This is a genomic window from Lentzea sp. NPDC036955 (assembly GCF_055608005.1).
Map to the genome: position 1 here is coordinate 371,573 of NZ_JBVJRC010000001.1, position 21,221 is coordinate 392,793.

Genomic DNA, 21,221 nt, shown 5'->3' on the forward strand with positions numbered 1-21,221 from the left:
AAGCATCTGTGCCGCCGGCCCGATTAGGGTGAACGGCGGAGGTGTCCGTGGGACGGTTGGCACGCGCCGGGTTGTACGCGGGCGCACTGATCGGGCCGTTCGGCGGCGCCGTCACCACGTCGGTCCTGCCCGAGATCGGCGGCAGCTTCGGCCGCTCGCCGGGTGCGGCGGCCTCGACGCTCACCTACTACCTCGTGCCGTTCGCGGTGCTGATGCTGGTGTCCGGCACGCTCGCGCAGCGCTGGGGACCGCAGCGCACGGTCCGGATCGCGTACGTCGCCTACGCCGTCACGTCCCTGCTGGCCGCGAGCGCGTGGACGTTCGAGGTGCTGCTGGCCTCGCGGGCGTTGCAGGGTGCGGCGAACTCGTTCACCACGCCGGTGCTGCTGGCCGTGATCGCCGCCTCGACCCCCAAGGGGAAGCTCGGGCGCGCACTGGGGCTGTTCGGGTCGATGCAGGCGGCCGGGCAGACGTCGGCGCCGCTGGTGGGCGGGCTCAGCGCGGAGGTCGACTGGCGGCTGGCGTTCGTGGTGATCGCGGTCGTGGCGGCCGGGCTCGCGGTGCTGGGGGTGCCGCAGACCGACGCCGAACCGGAGCGGGACGCGAGCCTGCGCAGCGCGTTCGTGCCGAGCACGCTGCGGCCGGCGCTGATCGCGTTCATCGGCTGGGGTTGTCTGGGCGGGCTGTCGTTCCTCGTGGCGTTCCGGCTGGACGACGTGTTCGGGCTCGGCGCCGGTGAACGCGGGTTGTTGCTCACCGGGTTCGGCGTCGTCGGGTTCCTGACCGCCCGGCACATCGGCAGGGCGATCGACCGGTTCGGCGCGACCACCACCGTCGTCGTCGGCGCGACGCTCGGCGGTGGTCTCGTCGCCGCGGTCGGCACGGCCCCGCTGGCGGCGCTCGTGGTGGTCGCGTGGGCGCTGACCGGTGCGGCGGCGCAGGGCGTGCTGGTCAGCATCAACGCGCTGGTGCTGCAGAGCGACAACGCCAACAGGGGCGGCAGCGTCAGCGTCGTGCAGTCGCTGCGCTTCATGGGTGCCGCCGCGGCCCCGCTGGCGTTCGTCCCGCTCTACCAGGCCCACCCGCTCGCGGGCTTCCTCGTGCCCGCCGCGCTGCTGGTCGTCGTGCCCGCGGTCGTCACGTGGTCAGGTCGCGGCGCCGGAAGCCGGCGAAGCCCGCGGCCAGGAGCACCACCGCGACCGCGGTGAGCCACCCGAGCGGCTCGAAGGTGATGTCCGGGTACTTCGGGACGTGGGTGAACGGCGCGAGGTCGATCACCCACTGGTCGAGCCGCAGGGCCGGGCCGAGCAGCGTGAGCACCAGCGACACCGACACCACCGCCCAGCTCACGCCGGTGAGCTGCGGGAACACCCCGAACAGCGCCAGCGCCACGCCCGCGACCACCCAGGCCGCCGGGAGCTGGACCAGCGCGGTGCCGACCATGCGCGGCAGCACACCGCCCAGGTCGTCGGTCTGCACTCCGTAGACCAGGCCAAGCCCCAGGCCCGCCGCCACCAGCACGACCGCGCCGCCCACCAGGGCGAACACCGCGTGCGAGGCGACCCAGCCCGAGCGCGACACCGGGGTGGCGAGCAGTGGCTCCGCCCGGAGCGAGGTCTCCTCCGACCGCAGCCGCAGCACCGCCTGGACCAGGTAGATCGACGTGATCAGGCCCAGCAGCTGCGTGACGGTCGCGAAGAACGCGTCCACCATCGCGTCGGCACCGCCGATCTGCTGCACGACCTGCCCGAGCGCGGGGTTGTCCTGCACCATCTGCCCGACCGCCTGCGCGACGCTGCCGTAGATCACGCCCACGCCGGACAACGCGATCGACCAGCCGATCAGCGAGCCCCTCTGCAGCCGCCAGGCCAGGCCGAACGGGCTGCCGATCGTGCCGTGCGCCGGGCCGGGCCGCGCGGCCAGCAGGCCGAGCCCGACGTCGCGGCGGGTCACGACGTAGCTCGACAGGCCCACGAGCAGGACGAACGCCGCCAGCGGGAGCAGCAGCACCCAGAACCGGTCGTCGCCGAACGACCGCACGTGCTCGGTCCAGCCGATCGGCGAGAGCCAGGTCAGCCACTGCGGGCCCGACTCCCCCGCGGCGTCGCCGGCCGCGCGGAACAGGTAGGTGACGCCGAGGAAGCCGCCCGCGACCGCGTTCGACACGCGCGAGTTCTCCGACAGCTGGGCGGTCAGGGCGCTGACGCCGGTGAACACGAGGCCCACCGAAGCCGTCGACAGGCCGAACGCGAACGAGCCGGCCGCGTCGAGGTCCTTGCCGATCAGCGCGAGCGCTTGCAGGAGCCCGATCAGCAGGCTCGTGCCGCCCGCGACGACCACCGCGGCGGCCAGGGGCGCGTGCCGGCCGACGACCGTGGCGGCGATGAGCTCCGTGCGGCCTGCCTCTTCTTCTGCGCGCGTGTGGCGGGTGACGACCAGCATGGCCATGATCGCGACGAACAGGCCGGAGAACACGCCCCAGCGCCACACCACCAGGCCGCCCAGCGACGACCAGTCGTGCAACGGGCCGAGCATCGCGAGGAACGCGGAGTTGGCGTTCGCGGTGGCGCCGAGCAGCGCCCGCGACTCCTGCGAGGAGTACAGCTCCTCCAGCGCGGTGGTCGTCGAGTAGGTGACGCCGACCAGGAACAGCACCCAGACCGGCAGCAGCACCCGGTCGCAGCGCAACGCCAGCCGCACGAGCTGCCAGGTGCCGATCATTTGGCGTCCTCGTAGTGGCGCAGGAACAGCTCCTCCAGCGTGGGCGGCTGCGAGGTCAGGGTGCGCACGCCGGTGGACACCAGCTGCTTGAGGGCGAGGTCGAGCTTGTCCGAGTCGACCTCGAACCTCACCCGGTTGCCCTCGGCGACCAGGTCGTGCACGCCGTCGAGGTGCGCCAGGCCGTCGGGCGGGCCGGCGAGCTCCGCGGAGATCGAGGTGCGGGTCAGGTGCCGCAGGTCGGCGAGCGTGCCGGTCTCGACGACGTGCCCGTTGCGGATGATGCTCACCCGGTCGCACAGCGCCTCGACCTCGGCGAGGATGTGGCTCGACAGCAGCACGGTGCGGCCGCGCGCGCGTTCGTCGTTGATGCAGTCCTGGAAGACGGCCTCCATCAGCGGGTCGAGGCCCGAGGTCGGCTCGTCCAGGATCAGCAGCTCCACGTCGCTCGACAGCGCGGCGACCAGCGCGACCTTCTGCCGGTTGCCCTTGGAGTAGGTGCGGCCCTTCTTGCGCGGGTCCAGCTCGAAGCGCTCCAGCAGCTCGGCGCGGCGGGCGGGGTTCAGCCCGCCGCGCAGGCGTCCGAGCAGGTCGATGACCTCGCCGCCGGTCAGGTTGGGCCAGAGGTTCACGTCGCCGGGGACGTAGGCGAGGCGGCGGTGCAGGGACGCGGTGTCCTTCCACGGGTCGCCGCCGAGCAGCCGCGCGGTGCCGGAGTCGGCCCGCAGCAGGCCGAGGAGGATCCGGATCGTCGTCGACTTGCCGGAACCGTTGGGTCCCAGGAAGCCGTGCACCTCACCGGTCCGGACGTCCAGGTTCAGATCGTCCAGTGCACGCGTCGGGCCGAAGGTCTTCACCAGGCCCGACACGGATATCGCAGATGTCATGGCCGGTAAGCTACGCTTGTTTCACAACTTCGTGAAGTCCGTAAATTTTGCCCGATCGGCTGACGGAAGGGGATGATGCCGCGGTGACCAGGGTGACCCAGCGTGACCAGCAGGCGGTGAGCCAGTTCGTCGAACGGTTCGGCGCGATCCTGTCGGACACGGGCATGGCCCGCATGCCCGCACGGATACTCGCGGCGTTGCTCACGACCGACTCCGGCAAGCTCACCTCGGCCGAGATCGCCGACCTGCTGCAGATCAGCCCGGCGGCGGTGTCGGGCGCGGTGCGCTACCTGACCCAGGTCCGGATCGTGAGCCGCGAACGGGAGCCCGGCTCGCGCCGGGACGTGTACCGGATGCGCGACGACGTCTGGTACGAGGCGACGTTCCGCAAGGACCAGATGCTCGGGATGATCGACGAGGTGCTGTCGGAGGGCGTCACGGCGCTGGGCACGCACACCGACGCCGGGGCGCGGCTGGACGAGACCCGCGAGTTCTTCCGGTTCTGCCACGGCGAGCTCGGGTCGATGATCGAGCGCTGGAAGGCGCACCGCGAGAAGTGGATCGCCGACCGCGAGTCGTGAACGCGGAACGCCCGCGGGGACAGGGACCCGCGGGCGTTCTCAGCCATGCGCCGGACGTCAGCCCGTGACCAGCGTCAGGTTGTACGCCGAGAGGATCTCGTTGACCGGCTGGAAGTAGGTCGTGCCGCCACTGGTGCAGTTGCCGGAGCCACCCGAGGTGACGCCCTGCGCCTGCGTGCCGCTGACCCACGAGCCACCCGAGTCACCGGGCTCCGCGCACACGTCGGTGCGCGTGAGGCCGCTGACCGAGCCCTCCTGGTAGTTCACCGTCTGGTTCTTGGCCGAGACCGTGCCGCAGTGCCAGCCCGTGGTGGAGCCGGAACGGCAGATCGACGCGCCGACCGCGGCCTCGGTGCTGCCGGAGACGACGACGTCGGCGCCGCCGTAGTGGTTCACCTTGGCCGTAGGCGTCCAGGACGAGTTGGCCTTGACCCACCCGTAGTCGTTGCCCGGGAAGGACGAACCTTCGAACGCGCCGAGCGCGGTGCGGTCGGCACCGGCCACGGAGTCACCGGACGAGCCGCAGTGACCGGCGGTGACGAACCCGCCCTGCACCGCGAAGCCCACCGAGCAGCGGCCGGCGTTGTTGATGTAGTACGCGTCACCGCCGCGGATGTCCTTGAGCAACCGCGGTGCCTCGTCGGTCTCGACGACCTTCGCGAGCGCGCCCGCCTTGGCCGCGAACGCCTGTGCGGCCTGCGCCTGGCCGCGCTTCGCGGTGACCGTGACGACGTTGGCCCTCGCGTCGACGAACCAGCCGGTGACCTCGGCCGGGGCCTTCTCCGCGTCCAGCTTCGCCTTGGCCGAGTCGAGGTCGCCGGCCGAGTTGGCCACCGTCCTCGGTTCGGCACCGAGCCGGCGCAGCCGCTGCGACTTGGCCTCGTCGGTCACGCCCACGACGAGCTTGCCGGTGGCCGCGTCGAACCACGCGCCACCGAAGTCGTCACCGGCGAGACCCCGTGCGACGTGCTGCAGGACCGCGGCCGCGCTCTCCTGGCGCAGCCGATCCGCCGCCTGCCCAGCGGTGAGGCCGAGGTCGCGCTGCATCGCGGCCAAGAGGTCCGCCGACGGTTCCGGCGCGGCAACAGCGGCAGGGGATGCCGTCGCCGCGAAGGCACCCGCCAGGACGGCGACCGCCGCGAAGGCAATGCGCTTCATAGGCACTTCTCCTCATCTTTCGATCTCGTGCAGGGCCGGGAGTAACACCGGACCGGGCAGCGGCGATGAGGGGGATGGCTGTGCTGCAACACAGCTCGCACGACACCGGATGCATGGCGTCCCCAGGCGGCGAACTGCCCGATCAGTTCGTTCCTCCGTCCGGGTGACGCTATGTCGTGCTGCCTACCGGCCGGTAGGGCCGATCGACGGGTTGGACTTCGGCGGTCGAGTTGGTATAGGGAATTCAAATGCGCTCTCTCGGTCTATTTCCGTGACTGCGGGTGAGCGATTCGTCCGTTGACATGCACACGCAAAAACGTCAACAGTTGCGTCGTACCGGTCTATCCCTCTGACCTGCGGGTTTGGTCTAGCGTGCAGGACACCCTGTTCCCTGCACGAGGGAGAACCCTGCAATGCGAAGAGTCTTGGGTGCGGGACTCGCCGCCGCCGCTGCCGCATGTCTGGCCGCCGCCGTGGTTCCCACCGCTTCAGCTCAGGAAATCACCGGCACGATTCTCGGCGCCGACCGCGCCGACGTCGTCCAGGACAGCTACATCGTCTCGCTGAAGGCCGGCACGGCGTCGAGGGCCGCCGCTCCGGACCTGGCCGGTCGCTACGGCGGCAAGGTGCGCGACGTCTGGCAGCACGCGCTCAACGGCTTCTCGGTGAACATGACCGCGAAGCAGGCGGCACGCCTGGCAGCCGACCCGCGCGTCGCCTACGTCCAGCAGGACGCCCAGGTGCACATGCTCGACGTCCAGCAGAACCCGCCGTCATGGGGTCTGGACCGCGTCGACCAGCGCGACCTGCCGCTGAGCAACAGCTACCAGTACGACACCACCGCGTCGAACGTGACGGCGTACGTCATCGACACCGGTGTCCGCACCACCCACGCCACGTTCGGCGGCCGTGCCACCTGGGGCACCAACACCTCCGGTGACGGCAACAACAGCGACTGCAACGGCCACGGCACGCACGTCGCCGGCACCATCGCGGGCTCGCAGTACGGCCTCGCGAAGGCCGCCAAGGTCGTCGCCGTGAAGGTGCTCAACTGCCAGGGCTCCGGCACCACCGCCGGTGTCGTCAGCGGCATCGACTGGGTGACGGCGAACGCGGTGAAGCCCGCGGTCGCGAACATGTCGCTCGGCGGCGGCGCCGACTCCACCCTGGACGCGGCCGTGCGCCGTTCCATCGCTTCCGGCGTGACCTACGCGATCGCGTCCGGCAACTCGAACACCGACGCCTGCAGCACCTCGCCCGCCCGCGTCACCGAGGCGATCACGGTCAACGCGTCGACCAACACCGACGCGCGCGCCTCGTTCTCGAACTACGGCTCCTGCACGGACATCTACGCGCCGGGCCAGAACATCGTGTCGTCGTGGAACACCAACGACACCGCCACGAACAACATCTCCGGCACCTCGATGGCCACCCCGCACGTCGCGGGCGCGGTGGCCCTGTGGCTCGCCACGCACCCGACCGACTCCCCCGCCGCCGTCTGGGCGGGCCTGGACGCGGCCTCGACCCCCAACAAGATCACCAACGTCGGCGCCAACACCCCGAACAAGCTGCTCTACACGCTGTGGGGCGGCGGCCAGCCCGGCAACCCGGCGGTGACCAACCCCGGTGCGCAGACCTCCACGGTCGGCACCCCGGTGTCGCTGCAGCTCTCGGCCTCCGGCGGCACCCCGCCGTACACCTGGTCCGTGACCGGTCTCCCGGCCGGCCTGTCGGCGTCCTCCTCCGGCGCCATCTCCGGCACGCCGACCACCGCGGGCACCTCCTCGGTCACCGCGACCGTGACCGACTCGACCGGCAAGACCGGCTCGGCCACCTTCTCCTGGACCGTCAACGCCGTGGGCGGCAGCTGTGACGCCCGCACCAACTCCACCCCGGCCGCGATCCCGGACCTCGGCACGGTGACCAGCACCATCGTGGTCTCCGGCTGCGCGGGCAACGCCTCGGCCGGCTCGACCGTCAAGGTCGCCATCACCCACACCTACAAGGGCGACCTGGTCGTCGACCTGGTGGCGCCGGACGGCACCGTCGTGAACCTGCACAACCGCAGCGGCGGCTCGGCCGACAACATCAACGAGACCTACACCAAGGACCTGTCCGGTGAGGCCGCCAACGGCACCTGGACGCTGCGCGTGCGTGACGCGGCGTTCCTGGACACGGGCACGTTGACCAGCTGGACGCTCGACGTCTGAGCCTCGGCTGTGCGTTGAGGACCGCCTCCGGCATCCGTGCCGGGGGCGGTTCCTCGTTGCTGTGCCTTGCGCGAAGTCGGACGCTTCCGTGAAAGATGTGGGGTGCCCGTTCTCCGGGCACCCCACATCGCGTTGACGGCTCCCACAAGCGGCAGCAAGGGGGCTGTCGACCGAACTCGTCTGGACCGCAGCGAGACTCGGTGCCTTCGCCCGCGAAGGTGACCCCATCTTGACACCGCGCGACGCGCGAAGCGCAGTCGAGATCGTGGCCAAATCCGCGTCAAATCCTGGTCAGTCCGCCCACAGCTCGACCAGCGGGCTGATCAGTGCACATGGCGACGATCTGAGCGGTGGGCCCGGCCGGTGGGTCCAGAGCCGAAGAACACCGGGTCCCCGTGGGCTCCGCACCGAACATCGCCGCGCATCTTCGGTGAACAGCCCGAATGCCTTGCCGCGCGCTTCGGGCCAGCGGTACCAATCGAGCGGCATCCGGGAGACGGCAGCTCCCGGACGCCAGTTACGCCGATTCGTCCGGACCGCAACCCGAGAGAGTTGATTCGGTGATTCCCATCATCTGCGCGGTACCCCCGCCATTGCAGTCAGTGCTGCTCCGCGTCCGTCCCCCGGAGGTGCGGGACGCCGAGGCGGAAACGCGCCTCGTGCTCTCCCTGGCCCTCCTCGTCGCCATCACGGCCACGACCGCGATCTTCATCGAGAGGTCGTCGAAGGGCCGGGTGAGGTGAGTGGGCCAGAAGCGGCTGAAGCCGATCCGCGACGAGCACAGCCCGGCCGGCGTGGTGGCCGGGTTCCTGCGCGGCCTCTACACCGGCAACGCCGACCTGACGCTGACCCGGCTCGCGGCGGACACCGGCTACTCGCAGGCGTCGTTGTCCGAAGCCCTCAGCGGGAAGGTCATGCCCTCGCTCGATCTGGTCATCGCCTTCGTCGAGGGGTGCGGGCGGGACGACGCCGTGGTCGAGGCGGGGCACGTGTGGCGCCGGGAGAAGGCGCGCAGCCAGGGATCGACCCGGCCGCCGCGCCCGGAACGCGCCGACTCGTGGGAGAGCCTGCACGACGAGGTGGTGCTGCTGGCGCACGAGTCCGGCGTGTTCAGGGCCAAGGCGCTGTGCGACGCGGCAGCGGCGGCCGGGCACCCGATGACGCACACGTCCGCTCATCGCTGGCTGACGACGGCACGTCCACTCAGGCTGGACAGCCTGGACACGATCCTCAACGCCTGCAAGGTGCCGATGCGGCAGCGGGAACCGTGGGTGCGTGCGCACGACCGTGCCGCGGACAACGCGGGTGCGGTCCGGGCGTCCTTCCAGGGGACGGCCTGTCTTCCGGCCGGCTCGCTCAGCCACGAGGCGCTGGCCGAGGAGTTGCGGAGGATGCGGCGCGGGGCCGGTGTGCACGCACCCGACTTGAAGGACGCGGTCGGCCCGGTGCTGCGCGAGCTCTGCGACCTCACCGACTTCGACGGTGCGGAAGTGGTGCGCCGCAAGGTCGGCGAGTGGGTCCACTCAGTGGCGGGTGGGCTACCGGCCGACGTCCGCGTCACCGTCCTCACCGCCCTCGGTCTCAACCCGGACGCCCCGCACCGGGTGTTCCGGGAACGGGTCGAGTGGCTCGCGGCGCAGCAGGACCGCAGCCCCGGGACGTCCCGACGCAGGATCGACGAGGCGCTGACCCGGATGGCCGAGGCCGCGGTCGCGGCGCCCCGGCCGGCGCTGATGACCTCCCGCGAGCACGCCTGGCACGTGCGCGCGTTCGAGGCCGTGCTCAGCCTGGACGGCACCACTCCGCGCTGCACCGAGAGCAGGACGATCGTGGCCGACCGCGACGGGCTGGACCGGATCACCTGGTCGCTCACGCTGCCGCGCAACGGTGACGACAGCCCCGGGGAGCTGGACGTGACGGTGCTGCACGGGGCACAGCTGTTGTCGAAGGAGCGGCCGTCGCCGCGGCGGTTCGTGCTGGGGCTCGGTCTGCCCCGCCGGCTGCGGTCCGGCGAGGTGCACGACTTCGTGTTGCAGGTCAGCGTGCCGAACGGCCGGCTGAGCCCCAGGTACGTGTTCTGGCCGGAGCGGAGGTGCGAGCGCTTCCGGCTCGTATCGCGGTTCGGCAGCCGGAAGCCCGCGGCCGTGTGGCGGGTCGACCACGTGTTCCACCGGGACGCCGACGAGATCGAGACCGGGCGGGACTACGTCTCCGTGGACGACGGCGGCGAGGTGCGGGCCGCTTTCGCCGAGCTGCAGGCGGGCCACGGTTACGGCATCAGGTGGGCCTGGTGAGGTGAGGGAAGACCGCACCGGACCACGGCCGTGCGGAACGAGCCGGTCATCGCCCCTGGAGCCCAGGGCCGTGACCGGCTCGTCCGGCTAGAGCTCCACGCCCAGCAACGCATCCACGGCGGTGCGGATCTGCGACGGTCCGTGTGAGTCCGACCCGCCAACGGACAGCGCCTCGTCGGCCCACGCGTCGATGGCGGCCAACGCGCGCGGGGTGTCGAGGTCGTTGCCCAGGTGGTCGCGCAACCGGGTCACGGTGTCCACAGCGGACGGACCGGAGGACAGCGACACCGCGCTGCGCCACTTGTCGACACGGGCCAGGGCCTCGTCGAGCAGTGCGGAGGTCCACGGGCGGTCGGCGCGGTAGTGGCCGGCGAGCAGGGCCAGCCGGATCGCGTTCGGGTCGACCTTCTCCGCGCGCAGCTTGGAGACGAAGACCAGGTTGCCGCGGGACTTCGACATCTTCTCGCCGTCGAGGCCGATCATGCCCGCGTGCACGTAGTGGCGGGCGAACGGGTGCTCGCCGGTCTGGGCCTCCGCGTGCGCGGCCGAGTACTCGTGGTGCGGGTAGATCAGGTCGGAACCGCCGCCCTGCACGTCGATGCCCATGCCGAGGCGGTTGTGGGCGATGGCGCTGCACTCGATGTGCCAGCCGGGGCGGCCCTCGCCCAGCTCGGACGGCCAGGAGGGCTCGCCCTCGCGCTTCATCCGCCACAGCAGGGCGTCGAGGGGGTGCTTCTTGCCGGGGCGGTCCGGGTCGCCGCCGCGTTCGGCGAACAGCGCCCGCATCGTGTCCTCGGAGTAGTTCGACTCGTAGCCGAACCGGCCGGTGGCGTTGTGCTCGAAGTAGATGTCCGGGTACTCGTCGTCGTCCACGCGGTAGGCGTGGCCGTCGGCCACCAGCTTCGCGACGACCTCGACGATCTCCGGGATGGCTTCGACGATGCCGACGTAGTCCTGCGGCGGCAGGACGCGCAGGGCCTCCATGTCCTCGCGGAACAGGGCCGTCTCGCGCATGGCCAGGACGACCCAGTCGTCCTTGTCGCGCAGCGCGCGCTCCAGCAACGGGTCGTCGACGTCGGTGACGTTCTGGACGTAGTGCACGTTGTGGCCGTTGTCGAGCCAGATCCGGTGCACGAGGTCGAACGCCAGGTAGGTGGCGGCGTGGCCGAGGTGCGTCGCGTCGTACGGCGTGATGCCGCAGACGTACAACCTGGCGGTGTCTCCTGGCGCCGTCGGGCGCACTTCGCCCGTAGCCGTGTCGTACAGCCGCAGCGGGCGGGGGTCCCCCGGAACCCGCGGCACAGGAATGGATGACCAGGTTTGCATGCTTCCGACACTAACGCGTGCCGACGGGTGGAGTGCACTTTCCGGGTGTTGGGACGAGCACCCCGAACGGACCAGCACGGCCGGTCCGCCGCGACCGTGACCTGCGCGTAGGGGCGTACCGTGGGAGATCGGGGAATTCGCCGATGAGTGGAGGCGGGGTCTCATGGTCATCTTCGAAGTCCTCGGCGGACTCGTCACGCTCGGCGCCATCGGCCTCGCCATGAGCGCGCGCGTGATCAAGCAGTTCGAGCAGGGGCTCGTGTTCCGGTTCGGCCGGCTCCGGGAGGGCGTGCGCGGGCCGGGGCTGACGATGCTGGTGCCGGGCGTGGACCAGCTGCGCAAGGTCAACATGCAGATCGTCACGCTGCCCGTGCCCGCTCAGGACGGCATCACCCGCGACAACGTGACCGTGCGCGTGGACGCCGTCGTCTACTTCAAGGTGCAGGACCCGGCCAAGGCCGTCATCAACGTCGAGGACTACCGGTTCGCGATGCTGCAGGTCGCGCAGACGTCGCTGCGGTCGATCATCGGCAAGAGCGAGCTCGACGACCTGCTGTCCAACCGGGAGAACCTCAACCAGGGCCTGGAGCTGATGATCGACACGCCCGCGCTGTCGTGGGGCATCGACATCGACCGGGTCGAGATCAAGGACGTGGCGCTGCCGGAGAGCATGAAGCGCTCGATGTCGCGGCAGGCGGAGGCCGAACGCGAACGGCGGGCCCGCGTCATCACCGCGGACGGCGAGCTGCAGGCGTCGAAGAAGCTGTCCGAGGCCGCCGGCCGCATGCAGGAGACACCGGCGGCGCTCCAGCTGCGCCTGCTGCAGACCATCGTCGAGGTGGCCGCGGAGAAGAACTCCACGCTCGTGCTGCCGTTCCCCGTGGAGCTGCTGCGGTTCCTGGAGAAGAACACCGGCGAACCGCTCCCCCGCCGTTCGCCCGAGTGAGTTAACGGCGTAACGCCGCTGTCCCGCGAACGACGTCCGGGCAGGGGGTACGACCGACATGCGGGAGAAGGCCAGGGGCAGGTTCGTCGGCATCGGTGTCAGCTCCTACGAGCTGTTGCAGCCGTTGCAGCACGCCGTGAGCGACGTGCTGGAGCTGCGCGCGCTCCTGAAGGGCTACGAGGGCGAGCCGCTGGCGGACCCGACCGAGGCCGAGGTCCGCGCGCACATGCAGGCGGTGCGGCGCACCCCGCAGGACGGTGGCGCCCTGGTGGCGTTGTTCAGCGGCCACGCGGTGCCGGTCGCGGGCAAGCTCAGGCTGCTGGCCCGCGACAACGACGGCGGCGCCGACGGCATCGCGGTCGAGGACTTCGTGCTGTGGTGTGCGGCGTCGGGCGCGCACCAGGTGCTGGTGGTCGTCGACGCCTGCTACTCGGGCACCCAGCTGGACGAGGCGCTCGGCACGATCGCGGACATGCAGGAGCAGCTGCTCACCGGGCAGATGCACTGGGCGGGCGTGCTGGTGTCGTGCTCCGGCGTGGAGACGGCCCGCGACGGGCTGTTCGGCGGCCGGCTGCGCAGGCTGCTGCGCGGGGGCCCGAGCGCGGACTCCGACGTGTGGCGGTGGAGCGACCGCACGTCGCTCGTGGACGGCGGCACGGTGGGCACGGCGCTGCTGAACGCGTGGGACAGCGACGTGCAACGGCCGCGGTTCGTGCAGTACGGCTCGGCGCAGCCGATGCTGCCCAACCCCCTCTACGCGCCGAACACCGTGGTCAAGCACCTGCTGCTGGCCGCGCGCGGCGGTGACTCGGCCGACCACCGGTCGTGGTTCGCCGGCCGCACCGCCGAGGTCGACCGGGTCGTCGGCTGGGTCCGGTCGGGCGTGCCGGGGCTGCGGGTGGTCACCGGGTCGCCCGGCAGCGGCAAGTCGGCGGTCGTGGGCCGGGTCGTGAGCCTGTCCAACGCCGCCGAACGCGACCTGCTGCTCTCCGGCGGGCCGCCGTTCCGGCACGCCGACCCCGGTCAGGACTCGATCGACGCCGCCGTGCACGCCCGCGCGATGGACGCGGACCGGGTCGCCGACCTGCTCAGCCGCCAGCTGGTCGCCGCGGGCCTGGTCCCGGCGCCCGAGGGACCGCGGCGCGGTGCCGCCGAGCTGGTGGGCGTGGTCAGCGCGCTCCCGGAGCCGCCGGTGCTCGTCGTCGACGGCCTGGACGAGGCGCGCGGCGAGTCGTTCTCGATCGCCACGTCGCTGCTGACCAAGCTCGCGCAGCACGCCGTCGTGGTGGTGTCGACGCGGCAGGCGCACCGGGTCGTGGGCGGCGCGCCGCTGCTGACCGAGCTGTCACCGGTGGAGGTGCTGGACCTCGACGACGCCGGCAGCGCCGCGGACGTCCGCGAGTACGTGCTGGCCCGGCTCGGTCCCACCGCTCCGCAGTCCACCGTGGACGAGCTGGCGCGGCTCCCGTTCCTGACCGCGTGGATGATCACCGACCAGCTGCTGTCCGACGGCGGCGCTGACCTCAGGCTGTCGCTGGTCGCCGCGTTCGACCGCGAGCTCGCGAAGGTCCCCGCCGCACGGCCGCTGCTGACGGCGCTGACGTGGAGCTACGGTGCCGGGTTCCCCGAGGAGGAGTGGCGCGCGGTCGCGGAGGCGTTGTCGGGCGAGCGGTTCGGCCGCGACGACATCACCGCGGTGCTCACCGAGCTGGGCCGCCACATCGTGCAGGACGGCGAGGAGGGCACGGCCGTCTTCAAGCTCACGCACCAGACGTTCGCCGACCACCTGCGGCCGCAGTTCACCCCCGGCCACGACCGGGTGTTCGCGCCGGGGGCGGAGAAGGTGGCGTGCGCGCTGATCCGGTTGTACCGGCAGCGGCTGGAGGCGGGCGTGCCGCCGGACGTGCCCGGCTACCTGTGGAAGTACGCGTGGCGGCACTGCGGGCACGCCGGCAACGAGGCGTTGAGCGCACTGCGCGAGCTGGCGACTGCGAACCGGATGCTGTTGCCGGACATCGCACTCGCGGCGACGGCGGCGGCGAACGAGCTGGCGCACTGGGGCCGCGGCGACGAGGCGGTCGAACCGCTGGAGGAGGCCGCGGCGCACTTCCGCGCGCTCGTGCCGGCGGCGCGGATGTACCTGGCAGACCTGGCGTTCGTGCTGAACCGGCTCGGCACCCGGTTCCGCGAGGCCGGCCGGCTGCAACAGGCCGTGGCGCCCGCCGAGGAGGCCGTGGTGCGCTACCGGGAGCTGGTCGCGGCGACCCCGACCACCGCGGAGACCCTGACGCACAAACGCCTCGCGCAGCGCATCGCGAAGACGACACCCCATCCCGGCGAGAACCAGACGTACGCGGCGCACCTCAGCGGTGCGCTGGTCGACCTGAGCGAGGTCTACGCGATGCTCGGGCGCCGCCACGAGGCGCTGTCGACCGCGCGCGACGCCGTGGCGGCGGTGGACGCGGACGCCCCGCTGGCGCGCGCGATGGTGTGCCTCGCGGCGCGGTGCAGCGACACCGGGCGGCGCTACGAGGCGATGCAGCGCTCCCGGCAGGCCGTCGAGCTGTACTGCGCGCTGGCGCAGACGAACCCGCTGCACCTGGCGGACCTGGTGACCGCGCTGGTGGAGCTGAGCCGCGACTACCTGTCGCTGGGCCGGCTGTCCGACGCCGACCGCACCACCCAGCAGGCGGCGGACATCAACGGCACGCTCGGCCGGCACGCGGCGTTCGAACCGCAGCTCGCCGACGCCGCGCTCGCGTTGAGCGTCGCCCACAGCATGGTCGGCCGCACCGAGGAGGCGCTGAGCTCGGCCCGCAAGGCCGCGGACCTCGCCGACGGGCTGCGCGTGCACGGCCAGGCCCTGCACAACCTGATGCGCCGCCAGCGCGACGCCGAGAAACCGCGCGAGGCGCTGGTGACCGGGCTGCGGACGGTCGAGGTGTGCCTGCTGCCCGAGCACGAGCACCGGCTGTCGACGCTCGCGGCGGCGCTGTTCACGCTCGACGTGGTCTGCGCGCGGCTGGGCCGGCCGGAGATCGTCGAGGAGGCCTGGGAACGGGTCGTGGCGCGGTTCACCGGACCGCACCTGGCGACGTTGCTGGTGCTGCGCGCGGCAGCCACCACGGCGGGCGACCCGGCTGCGGCGACGTGGCTGTGCCAGGCGCTCACGCACGTCGGCCAGTCCCGGCAGGCGCTGCACGACGTGCACGACATCGCTCGCCGCCACCACGACTCCGCCCGTGCCTGCGGGCAGCCGTGGCTGTGGGACGCGGCACCGGACTGGCTGACGGTGGACCGCGAGCTGCTCGCGACCGCCCGCCGGTGGGTGTTCGCGCGGTCGTACGCCGAGGAGCGCGCGGTCCTGCTGGCGCACCCCGAGCTGCTGTCGCCCGGCGCGGACGTTGCCGTCACCGAGGCGCTGTACGGCACCAGCCTGATCGAGGCGCAGGTCATCCAGTCGCGGCGGAGGACCGCGCAGGCGCAGGGCGTGGCACCGGCGTACCGGCCGTGGCTGCTCGCGAGCCTCGCCGACGAGTTCACCGACGCCGGCCCTGCCCGCCGCCGCGAGCTGCTCGCGACCCGGCGCGACGAGCTGCTCGACAAGGAGGTCCTGCGCACCGTGCGGGACAACCGGCCTGCGCACGCGTTGCTGCTGCTGGCGAGTGAGGACACCGAGGTGCTCGACCCCGTGCTGACCGCGCTGGAGGACCCGGCGCGGGTGGCGGAGGTCCTGCGCGGGCTGGCCGCGAGTGCGTCCCCGCAGGCGCTCACCCAGGCCGTCGTCGCGCTGGGGCCGCACCCGCTGGCCGCGCTCTACCGGGTGGTCGCGCGGGCCAGGGCCGGTGACGACCGGCTCGCGCTGCCGTCCCCGGACCGGCGCCTGGCGTGGATCCACGAGCTGACCTACCTGGTGCCCGCCGACCCGGCCCTGCTCACCCTCATCCGCAAGCTCGCCGAGGAGTCATCATGAGCGATCTCGTCGTCGTCCTGCCCGGCATCCTCGGCAGCACCCTGCGGGACGAGGACGGCATGGTCTGGGAGGTCTCCGGCAGGGCCGCGTTGCGCGCCGTGCTGTCGCTCGGCCGCAGCCTGCGGCGGCTGACGCTGCCGGAGGGGATCGGCGACGAGCACCCCGGCGACGGCGTGGAGCCGGTCGCGCTGATGGCCGACCTGCACGTCGTCCCCGGCATCTGGACGCCGTTGAAGGGCTACGACCGGCTCACGCGGCGCCTCGGCTCGCTCGGTCACACAGTCGAGAAGGGCACCCTGCTGCTCTTCGCCTACGACTGGCGGCTGTCGAACCGGTACAACGGCGCGCTGCTCGCCCGGCGCGTGGACGAGGCGCTGGACCGGCTCGGACCGGACGCGAAGGTCACCTTCGTGTGCCACTCGATGGGCGGGCTCGTCGCGCGGTGGTGCGTCGAGCAGTGCGGCATGGCCGAGCGGACCGCGAAGCTGATCACCATCGGCACGCCCTACCGCGGCGCGGCGATGGCACTGGAACAGCTGGTCAACGGCGTGCGCAAGGGTCTCGGGCCGCTGGCGGCCGACCTGACCGGGTTCGCGCGGTCGTTGCCGTCGCTGCACCAGCTGCTGCCCGAGTACGCGTGCATCGAGTCGCCGGACGGCCTGCTCAAGACCACCGAACTCACGTTGCCCGAGGTCGACACCAAGATGGTCGCGGACGCGATGGCGTTCCACGGCGCGTTGACCGACTCGTTCGCCGACAAGACGTACGCGATCCTCGGTGGCAAACAGCCCACGGCCACGACGGTGAAGATCGCCGACGGCAAGGTGACCTGCCTTCGGACCTATGAGGGCGAGGAGCTCTACGGCGACGCGACCGTGCCGATGGTCGGGGCCGCGCGCAAGGGGCTGGCGTTGTCGTCGAACACGCTGCACCGGGTGACCGAGCAGCACACGTCGTTGCAGGACAACGCGGCCGTGCTGGACATGGTGGAGTCGTTCCTGACCTCGAAGACGATCGTCCCCAGGAACGTGGTGGCCACCGAACCGCAGGTCAGCGTGCCAGACCTGGCATTGGTCGGCGAGGACCTGGAGGTCACCGTCGAGCTGCGCGACACGCCGGCCAGGGCGGTGAAGGTGGCGCTGCTGGACGAGAACGGCAAACAGGTCGAAGCACGCGTTCCGGCGATCTCCGAGACCATGACCGCGAAATTCGGTGAATTGGCCCCCGGCGCCTACTACGTGCAGGTCAGCGGCACCGCGGTGGGTGCTCCGGTGGTGCCGGTGACCTCGGCGGTGCTCGTCGCGGATTGCCGGGACGTCTGACCGGGAGGACGATTGTCCGGTCACGGAGGAGGCGCGATGACCACGATCAAGCCAACACCGGTAGTGCCCCATCCGGGTGCCGCGCGCGCCCGGCCGAAGGGGTCCTACTTCCTGTCGCTCTTCCGGACCACCGATCCCAAGCAGATCGGGATCATGTACCTGACCACGTCGTTCGTGTTCTTCCTGATCGGCGGCCTGATGGCGCTGCTGATGCGCGCCGAGCTGGGCCGGCCGGGACTGCAGTTCCTGTCGAACGAGCAGTACAACCAGCTGTTCACCATGCACGGCACGATCATGCTGCTGCTGTACGCGACGCCGATCCTGTTCGGGTTCGCGAACTTCATCCTGCCGCTGCAGATCGGCTCGCCGGACGTCGCGTTCCCGCGCCTGAACGCCTTCTCGTACTGGCTGTACCTGTTCGGCGGCATCATCGTGGTGCTCGGGTTCGTCACGCCCGGTGGCGCGGCGGACTTCGGCTGGTTCGCCTACACGCCGCTGTCCTCGGCCGTGCACTCGCCGGGCGTCGGCGCGGACATGTGGATCATGGGTCTGGCGGTGTCCGGCCTGGGCACGATCCTCGGCGCGGTCAACATGACCACGACCGTGGTGTGCCTGCGGGCGCCGGGCATGACGATGTTCCGGATGCCGATCTTCACCTGGAACATCCTGGTGACGTCCGTGCTGATCCTGCTGGCGTTCCCGATCCTCACCGCGGCGCTGATGGGCCTGGCCGCCGACCGCCACCTCGGCGCGCACGTGTTCGACCCGGCCAACGGCGGCGTCATCCTGTGGCAGCACCTGTTCTGGTTCTTCGGCCACCCCGAGGTCTACATCGTCGCGCTGCCGTTCTTCGGGATCGTGACCGAGATCTTCCCGGTGTTCAGCCGCAAACCGCTGTTCGGCTACAAGGGCCTGGTGTTCGCGACGCTGGCCATCGCGATGCTGTCCGTGGCCGTGTGGGCGCACCACATGTACGCCACCGGTGCGGTGCTGCTGCCGTTCTTCGCGCTGATGACGTTCCTCATCGCGGTGCCGACCGGCATCAAGTTCTTCAACTGGGCGGGCACGATGTGGAAGGGGCAGCTGACGTTCGAGTCGCCGATGCTGTTCGGCATCGGGTTCCTCATCACGTTCCTGTTCGGCGGGCTGACCGGCGTGCTGCTGGCCTCACCGCCGATCGACTTCCACGTGTCCGACACGTACTTCGTGGTGGCGCACTTCCACTACGTGCTGTTCGGCACCATCGTGTTCGCCACCTACGCGGGCATCTACTTCTGGTTCCCGAAGATGACCGGGCGGATGCTCAACGAGTCGCTGGGCAAGCTGCACTTCTGGACGACGTTCCTCGGCTTCCACGGCACGTTCCTGGTGCAGCACTGGCTGGGCAACGAGGGCATGCCGCGCCGGTACGCCGACTACCTGCCGTCCGACGGTTTCACGTTCCTCAACACGTTCTCGACCATCAGCTCGTTCGTGCTCGGCGCGTCCGTGCTGCCGTTCGTGTGGAACGTCTTCCGCTCCTACCGCTACGGCGACCCGGCCCCGCAGGACGACCCGTGGGGCTACGGCAACTCGCTGGAGTGGGCCACGACCTCACCGCCGCCGCGGCACAACTTCACGGAGCTGCCGCGCATCCGTTCGGAGCGGCCCGCGTTCGAGCTGCACTACCCGCACATGGTCGAGCGGATGCGGGAGGAGGCGCACTTCTCGCTGACCCACCCGGGAAAGCACCGGGTGGGCCAGGACGAGGTGACCGAGAAGACGCTCGCCTCCACCCACCGCGAGGACGAGACCGGCTGATCAGCGCCGGCCGGGCAGCAGACCGGCCTCCAGGACGGCCTTGCCCAGCGGTGCGCCGAGCTCGACGTACCGCTGCCGTTCCGCGTCACCGAGCACGTCGTAGGCGGGCGCGTTCATGCGGTCGGTGTTGTCCTCGACGCGCTGGCGCAGCTCACGCCCCGCGTCGGTGAGCGCCTGCTCGGCCGTGACGAGCCCGCGCTCCCGCAGGACCTCCGCGGTCTGCGCCCACTGCTCCTGCGACCAGCCGCGGGTCTTGCGCAACGCCTCCCCCGACACCTCCCCCGACGCCGCGTGCAGCACCAGCGCCTCCAGACCCGTGAGCCCCTCCTGCAGCAGCGCCGCGAGGTGTCCGTCACCGCGGAACTCGCGCAACAACGTCTGCGCGTGCCACAGCTGCAACAACGTGTCCTCCGGCCACGGCAGGCTCGCGTGCGCCGCGAACAACGTGCGCCCGAACGGCATCTCCGCCGACCGCTCGGCAGCCCGCCGGGCCAGCGCGGTGATCTCCGTGAGGTCCTCCGGCAGCACCGGCCGCAACGCCTCCTCCACGGCCTCCGTGCGCAGCTCGATCATCCGCGCCGGCGTGACCTTCTCCCACACCGCCGGGACGCAGGCCCGCACGAGCTCGGGGTTGAAGTTGTAGAAGGTGGCGATCACGACCTCGGCCGGCACGGGCCCGAGCGCCGCGGCCCGCGACGCGAAGTACCCGCCGGGCCGGTCGAGCCCGGCCTCGGTGTACCGCCGGGCCGCCTGGGGGGCGAAGTAGATCATCGCGTGCACGGCTTCGAGCGAGCGCCAGAGGTTCCTGATCATCCTCTCAACCTAGCCGCACGACGTGGAATTCCGGCGGGTGAGTTCGCGCTCACCGGGCGGGGGTGGACGTGGCCCAGTGGGGGCTGGGCCGGTCGGGGCGGGGCCGGTCGAGGCGGGGCCGGTCGAGGCGGGGCCGGTCGAGGCGGGGCCGCTCCGCTGGCCCGCTCGGCTGGCCCGCTCGGCTGGCCCGCTCGGCTGGCCCGCTCGGCTGGCCCGCTCGGCTGGGCCGGTCGGCTGGCCAGCGGCCGCCTAGCGGTGCCCAGTCGGCAGCGCACCGGCAACCCGGCAGCTGCCCTGCGGCCGTCCGAAATTGTCAGACCCCTCTGCCAAGCTCAGCGACGTGGACCTCAAGACCTTCTGGCAGCTGATCGCCGACGCCCGCGCCGACGTGCCCGACCCGTCCGACTGCTGCGCCGTGGTCGCCGCCGCCAAGACCCGCCTGGCCGCACTCCCGCCCGCCGAGATCGTGTCGGCGCAGCAGGCGCTGTGGGACGTGATGGCCTTGTCGTACCGGAACCCCCTGTGGGCCGCGGCCTACGTGATCAACGGCGGCTGTTCCGACGACGGCTTCGACTACTTCCGCGGCTGGCTGCTCACCCAGGGCGAGGACGTCTACCACGCCGCCGCCACCTCCCCGGAGACCTTGGCCGACCTGCCCGCCGTGGTCACGGCCGCCGGGTCGGGCGACGAGTTCGAGTGCGAGGGCGCCCTGAGCATCGCCTGGGACGCCCACCTCACCGCCACCGGCATGCGCCTGCCGCAGGACGCGTTCACGATCCGCTACCCGGAGCTCGACCCCGCCTGGTCGTTCGACTTCGACGACGAGGCCGAGATCGCCCACCGCCTACCCCGCCTGGCGGCCCTCTACGGCTACTGACGACTGCTGAGCTCGCTGCGGGGTGCAGCGCCGACGATCAGGCGCCCGCGCGGACACCACGAGGTGCACGACCTCGGCGCGCGCAGGCTCGGCGCGCGGGCTCGGCCCGCGCGGGCATGGCGGCCGACTGGCCGGGACGGACAGGCTCGAACCCGGTCGGCTGGCCTCAGCACCCCGGCTGGGCAGTCCGCGAAGCGCGACCGGTTCGGCTTCGACGGCCCGCCACGGCACCAACCCGGCCCACCACGGCACCACCCCGGCTCGGCGGCTCGGCGACTCAGCGGCCCGCCGCGTACCACGGCTTCGAGCAGCCCGC

General features: G+C 71.6%; 15 protein-coding genes. 10 read left to right on the forward strand and 5 right to left on the reverse strand.

Going from position 1 to position 21,221, the window contains the following annotated elements; all coding sequences use genetic code 11:
* Window positions 1-47 precede the first annotated feature (47 nt).
* Window positions 48-1,208, forward strand: coding sequence for an MFS transporter (locus ACZ7CF_RS01815; protein ID WP_470368568.1), 1,161 nt, complete (start codon window positions 48-50; stop codon window positions 1,206-1,208).
* On the opposite strand, the gene ACZ7CF_RS01820 is transcribed toward ACZ7CF_RS01815, so the two are convergent.
* Window positions 1,138-2,721, reverse strand: coding sequence for an ABC transporter permease (locus tag ACZ7CF_RS01820; RefSeq protein WP_470368569.1), 1,584 nt, complete (start codon window positions 2,719-2,721; stop codon window positions 1,138-1,140). The two genes, ACZ7CF_RS01815 and ACZ7CF_RS01820, sit on opposite strands and share 71 nt — an antisense overlap.
* Window positions 2,718-3,605 (reverse strand): ABC transporter ATP-binding protein, encoded by an 888-nt coding sequence (locus ACZ7CF_RS01825; protein WP_360387258.1) that lies wholly within the window; start codon window positions 3,603-3,605, stop codon window positions 2,718-2,720. The genes ACZ7CF_RS01820 and ACZ7CF_RS01825 overlap by 4 nt, the downstream gene beginning before the upstream one ends.
* Before the next feature lie 83 nt (window positions 3,606-3,688).
* Here ACZ7CF_RS01825 and ACZ7CF_RS01830 point away from each other — a divergent pair, with 83 nt between their 5' ends.
* Window positions 3,689-4,186, forward strand: a complete 498-nt coding sequence (locus ACZ7CF_RS01830; protein WP_470368570.1) for a GbsR/MarR family transcriptional regulator — start codon at window positions 3,689-3,691, stop codon at window positions 4,184-4,186.
* 57 nt (window positions 4,187-4,243) lie between these two features.
* On the opposite strand, the gene ACZ7CF_RS01835 is transcribed toward ACZ7CF_RS01830, so the two are convergent.
* Complete coding sequence (locus ACZ7CF_RS01835) at window positions 4,244-5,344, reverse strand: S1 family peptidase (protein WP_470368571.1); 1,101 nt, start codon at window positions 5,342-5,344, stop codon at window positions 4,244-4,246.
* 413 nt (window positions 5,345-5,757) lie between these two features.
* Between ACZ7CF_RS01835 and ACZ7CF_RS01840 the strand changes: the two genes are divergently transcribed.
* The 3 genes from ACZ7CF_RS01840 (at window position 5,758) to ACZ7CF_RS01850 (ending at window position 9,848) form a co-directional block, all read left to right on the forward strand.
* The gene (locus ACZ7CF_RS01840) at window positions 5,758-7,554 is read left to right on the forward strand and encodes a S8 family peptidase (protein WP_458433306.1); all 1,797 of its coding nucleotides are present in this window, start codon (window positions 5,758-5,760) and stop codon (window positions 7,552-7,554) included.
* Window positions 7,555-8,156: 602 nt separating this feature from the next.
* Window positions 8,157-8,297: a hypothetical protein gene (locus ACZ7CF_RS01845; protein WP_360387246.1), complete on the forward strand. Its 141-nt coding sequence runs from the start codon at window positions 8,157-8,159 to the stop codon at window positions 8,295-8,297.
* Window positions 8,298-9,848, forward strand: a complete 1,551-nt coding sequence (locus tag ACZ7CF_RS01850) for a helix-turn-helix domain-containing protein (RefSeq protein ID WP_470368572.1) — start codon at window positions 8,298-8,300, stop codon at window positions 9,846-9,848.
* Window positions 9,849-9,935: 87 nt separating this feature from the next.
* Here the strand turns inward: ACZ7CF_RS01850 and mshC are convergent, their stop codons facing one another.
* Entirely contained in the window at window positions 9,936-11,174 is a 1,239-nt protein-coding gene (gene mshC / locus ACZ7CF_RS01855) for a cysteine--1-D-myo-inosityl 2-amino-2-deoxy-alpha-D-glucopyranoside ligase (protein ID WP_470368573.1), read from the reverse strand.
* 163 nt (window positions 11,175-11,337) lie between these two features.
* Between mshC and ACZ7CF_RS01860 the strand changes: the two genes are divergently transcribed.
* The 4 genes from ACZ7CF_RS01860 to ctaD are packed head-to-tail and all read left to right on the forward strand — an operon-like array spanning window position 11,338 to window position 19,215.
* On the forward strand, window positions 11,338-12,120 hold the full coding sequence (locus ACZ7CF_RS01860) for a slipin family protein (RefSeq protein ID WP_360387239.1): 783 nt from the start codon (window positions 11,338-11,340) through the stop codon (window positions 12,118-12,120).
* Between the two features lie 58 nt (window positions 12,121-12,178).
* Entirely contained in the window at window positions 12,179-16,093 is a 3,915-nt protein-coding gene (locus ACZ7CF_RS01865; RefSeq protein ID WP_470368574.1) for an AAA family ATPase, read from the forward strand.
* Entirely contained in the window at window positions 16,090-17,415 is a 1,326-nt protein-coding gene (locus ACZ7CF_RS01870) for an esterase/lipase family protein (protein WP_470368575.1), read from the forward strand. Before ACZ7CF_RS01865 ends, ACZ7CF_RS01870 begins: the two co-directional genes overlap by 4 nt.
* A 36-nt stretch (window positions 17,416-17,451) precedes the next feature.
* Complete coding sequence (ctaD, locus tag ACZ7CF_RS01875) at window positions 17,452-19,215, forward strand: aa3-type cytochrome oxidase subunit I (RefSeq protein ID WP_470368576.1); 1,764 nt, start codon at window positions 17,452-17,454, stop codon at window positions 19,213-19,215.
* Here the strand turns inward: ctaD and ACZ7CF_RS01880 are convergent, their stop codons facing one another.
* On the reverse strand, window positions 19,216-20,028 hold the full coding sequence (locus ACZ7CF_RS01880) for an SCO6745 family protein (RefSeq protein ID WP_458433310.1): 813 nt from the start codon (window positions 20,026-20,028) through the stop codon (window positions 19,216-19,218).
* 340 nt (window positions 20,029-20,368) lie between these two features.
* Here ACZ7CF_RS01880 and ACZ7CF_RS01885 point away from each other — a divergent pair, with 340 nt between their 5' ends.
* Entirely contained in the window at window positions 20,369-20,905 is a 537-nt protein-coding gene (locus ACZ7CF_RS01885; RefSeq protein ID WP_470368577.1) for a DUF4240 domain-containing protein, read from the forward strand.
* Window positions 20,906-21,221: the final 316 nt, after the last annotated feature.

Bases quoted from the DNA above. Each gene is read 5' to 3' on its own strand.
- ACZ7CF_RS01820 (WP_470368569.1), bottom strand. From the start codon at position 2,721: ATGATCGGCACCTGGCAGCTCGTGCGGCTGGCGTTGCGCTGCGACCGG.
- ACZ7CF_RS01825 (WP_360387258.1), bottom strand. From the start codon at position 3,605: ATGACATCTGCGATATCCGTGTCGGGCCTGGTGAAGACCTTCGGCCCG.
- ACZ7CF_RS01835 (WP_470368571.1), bottom strand. From the start codon at position 5,344: ATGAAGCGCATTGCCTTCGCGGCGGTCGCCGTCCTGGCGGGTGCCTTC.
- ACZ7CF_RS01840 (WP_458433306.1), top strand. From the start codon at position 5,758: ATGCGAAGAGTCTTGGGTGCGGGACTCGCCGCCGCCGCTGCCGCATGT.
- mshC (WP_470368573.1), bottom strand. From the start codon at position 11,174: ATGCAAACCTGGTCATCCATTCCTGTGCCGCGGGTTCCGGGGGACCCC.
- ACZ7CF_RS01860 (WP_360387239.1), top strand. From the start codon at position 11,338: ATGGTCATCTTCGAAGTCCTCGGCGGACTCGTCACGCTCGGCGCCATC.
- ACZ7CF_RS01865 (WP_470368574.1), top strand. From the start codon at position 12,179: ATGCGGGAGAAGGCCAGGGGCAGGTTCGTCGGCATCGGTGTCAGCTCC.
- ACZ7CF_RS01870 (WP_470368575.1), top strand. From the start codon at position 16,090: ATGAGCGATCTCGTCGTCGTCCTGCCCGGCATCCTCGGCAGCACCCTG.
- ctaD (WP_470368576.1), top strand. From the start codon at position 17,452: ATGACCACGATCAAGCCAACACCGGTAGTGCCCCATCCGGGTGCCGCG.
- ACZ7CF_RS01880 (WP_458433310.1), bottom strand. From the start codon at position 20,028: ATGATCAGGAACCTCTGGCGCTCGCTCGAAGCCGTGCACGCGATGATC.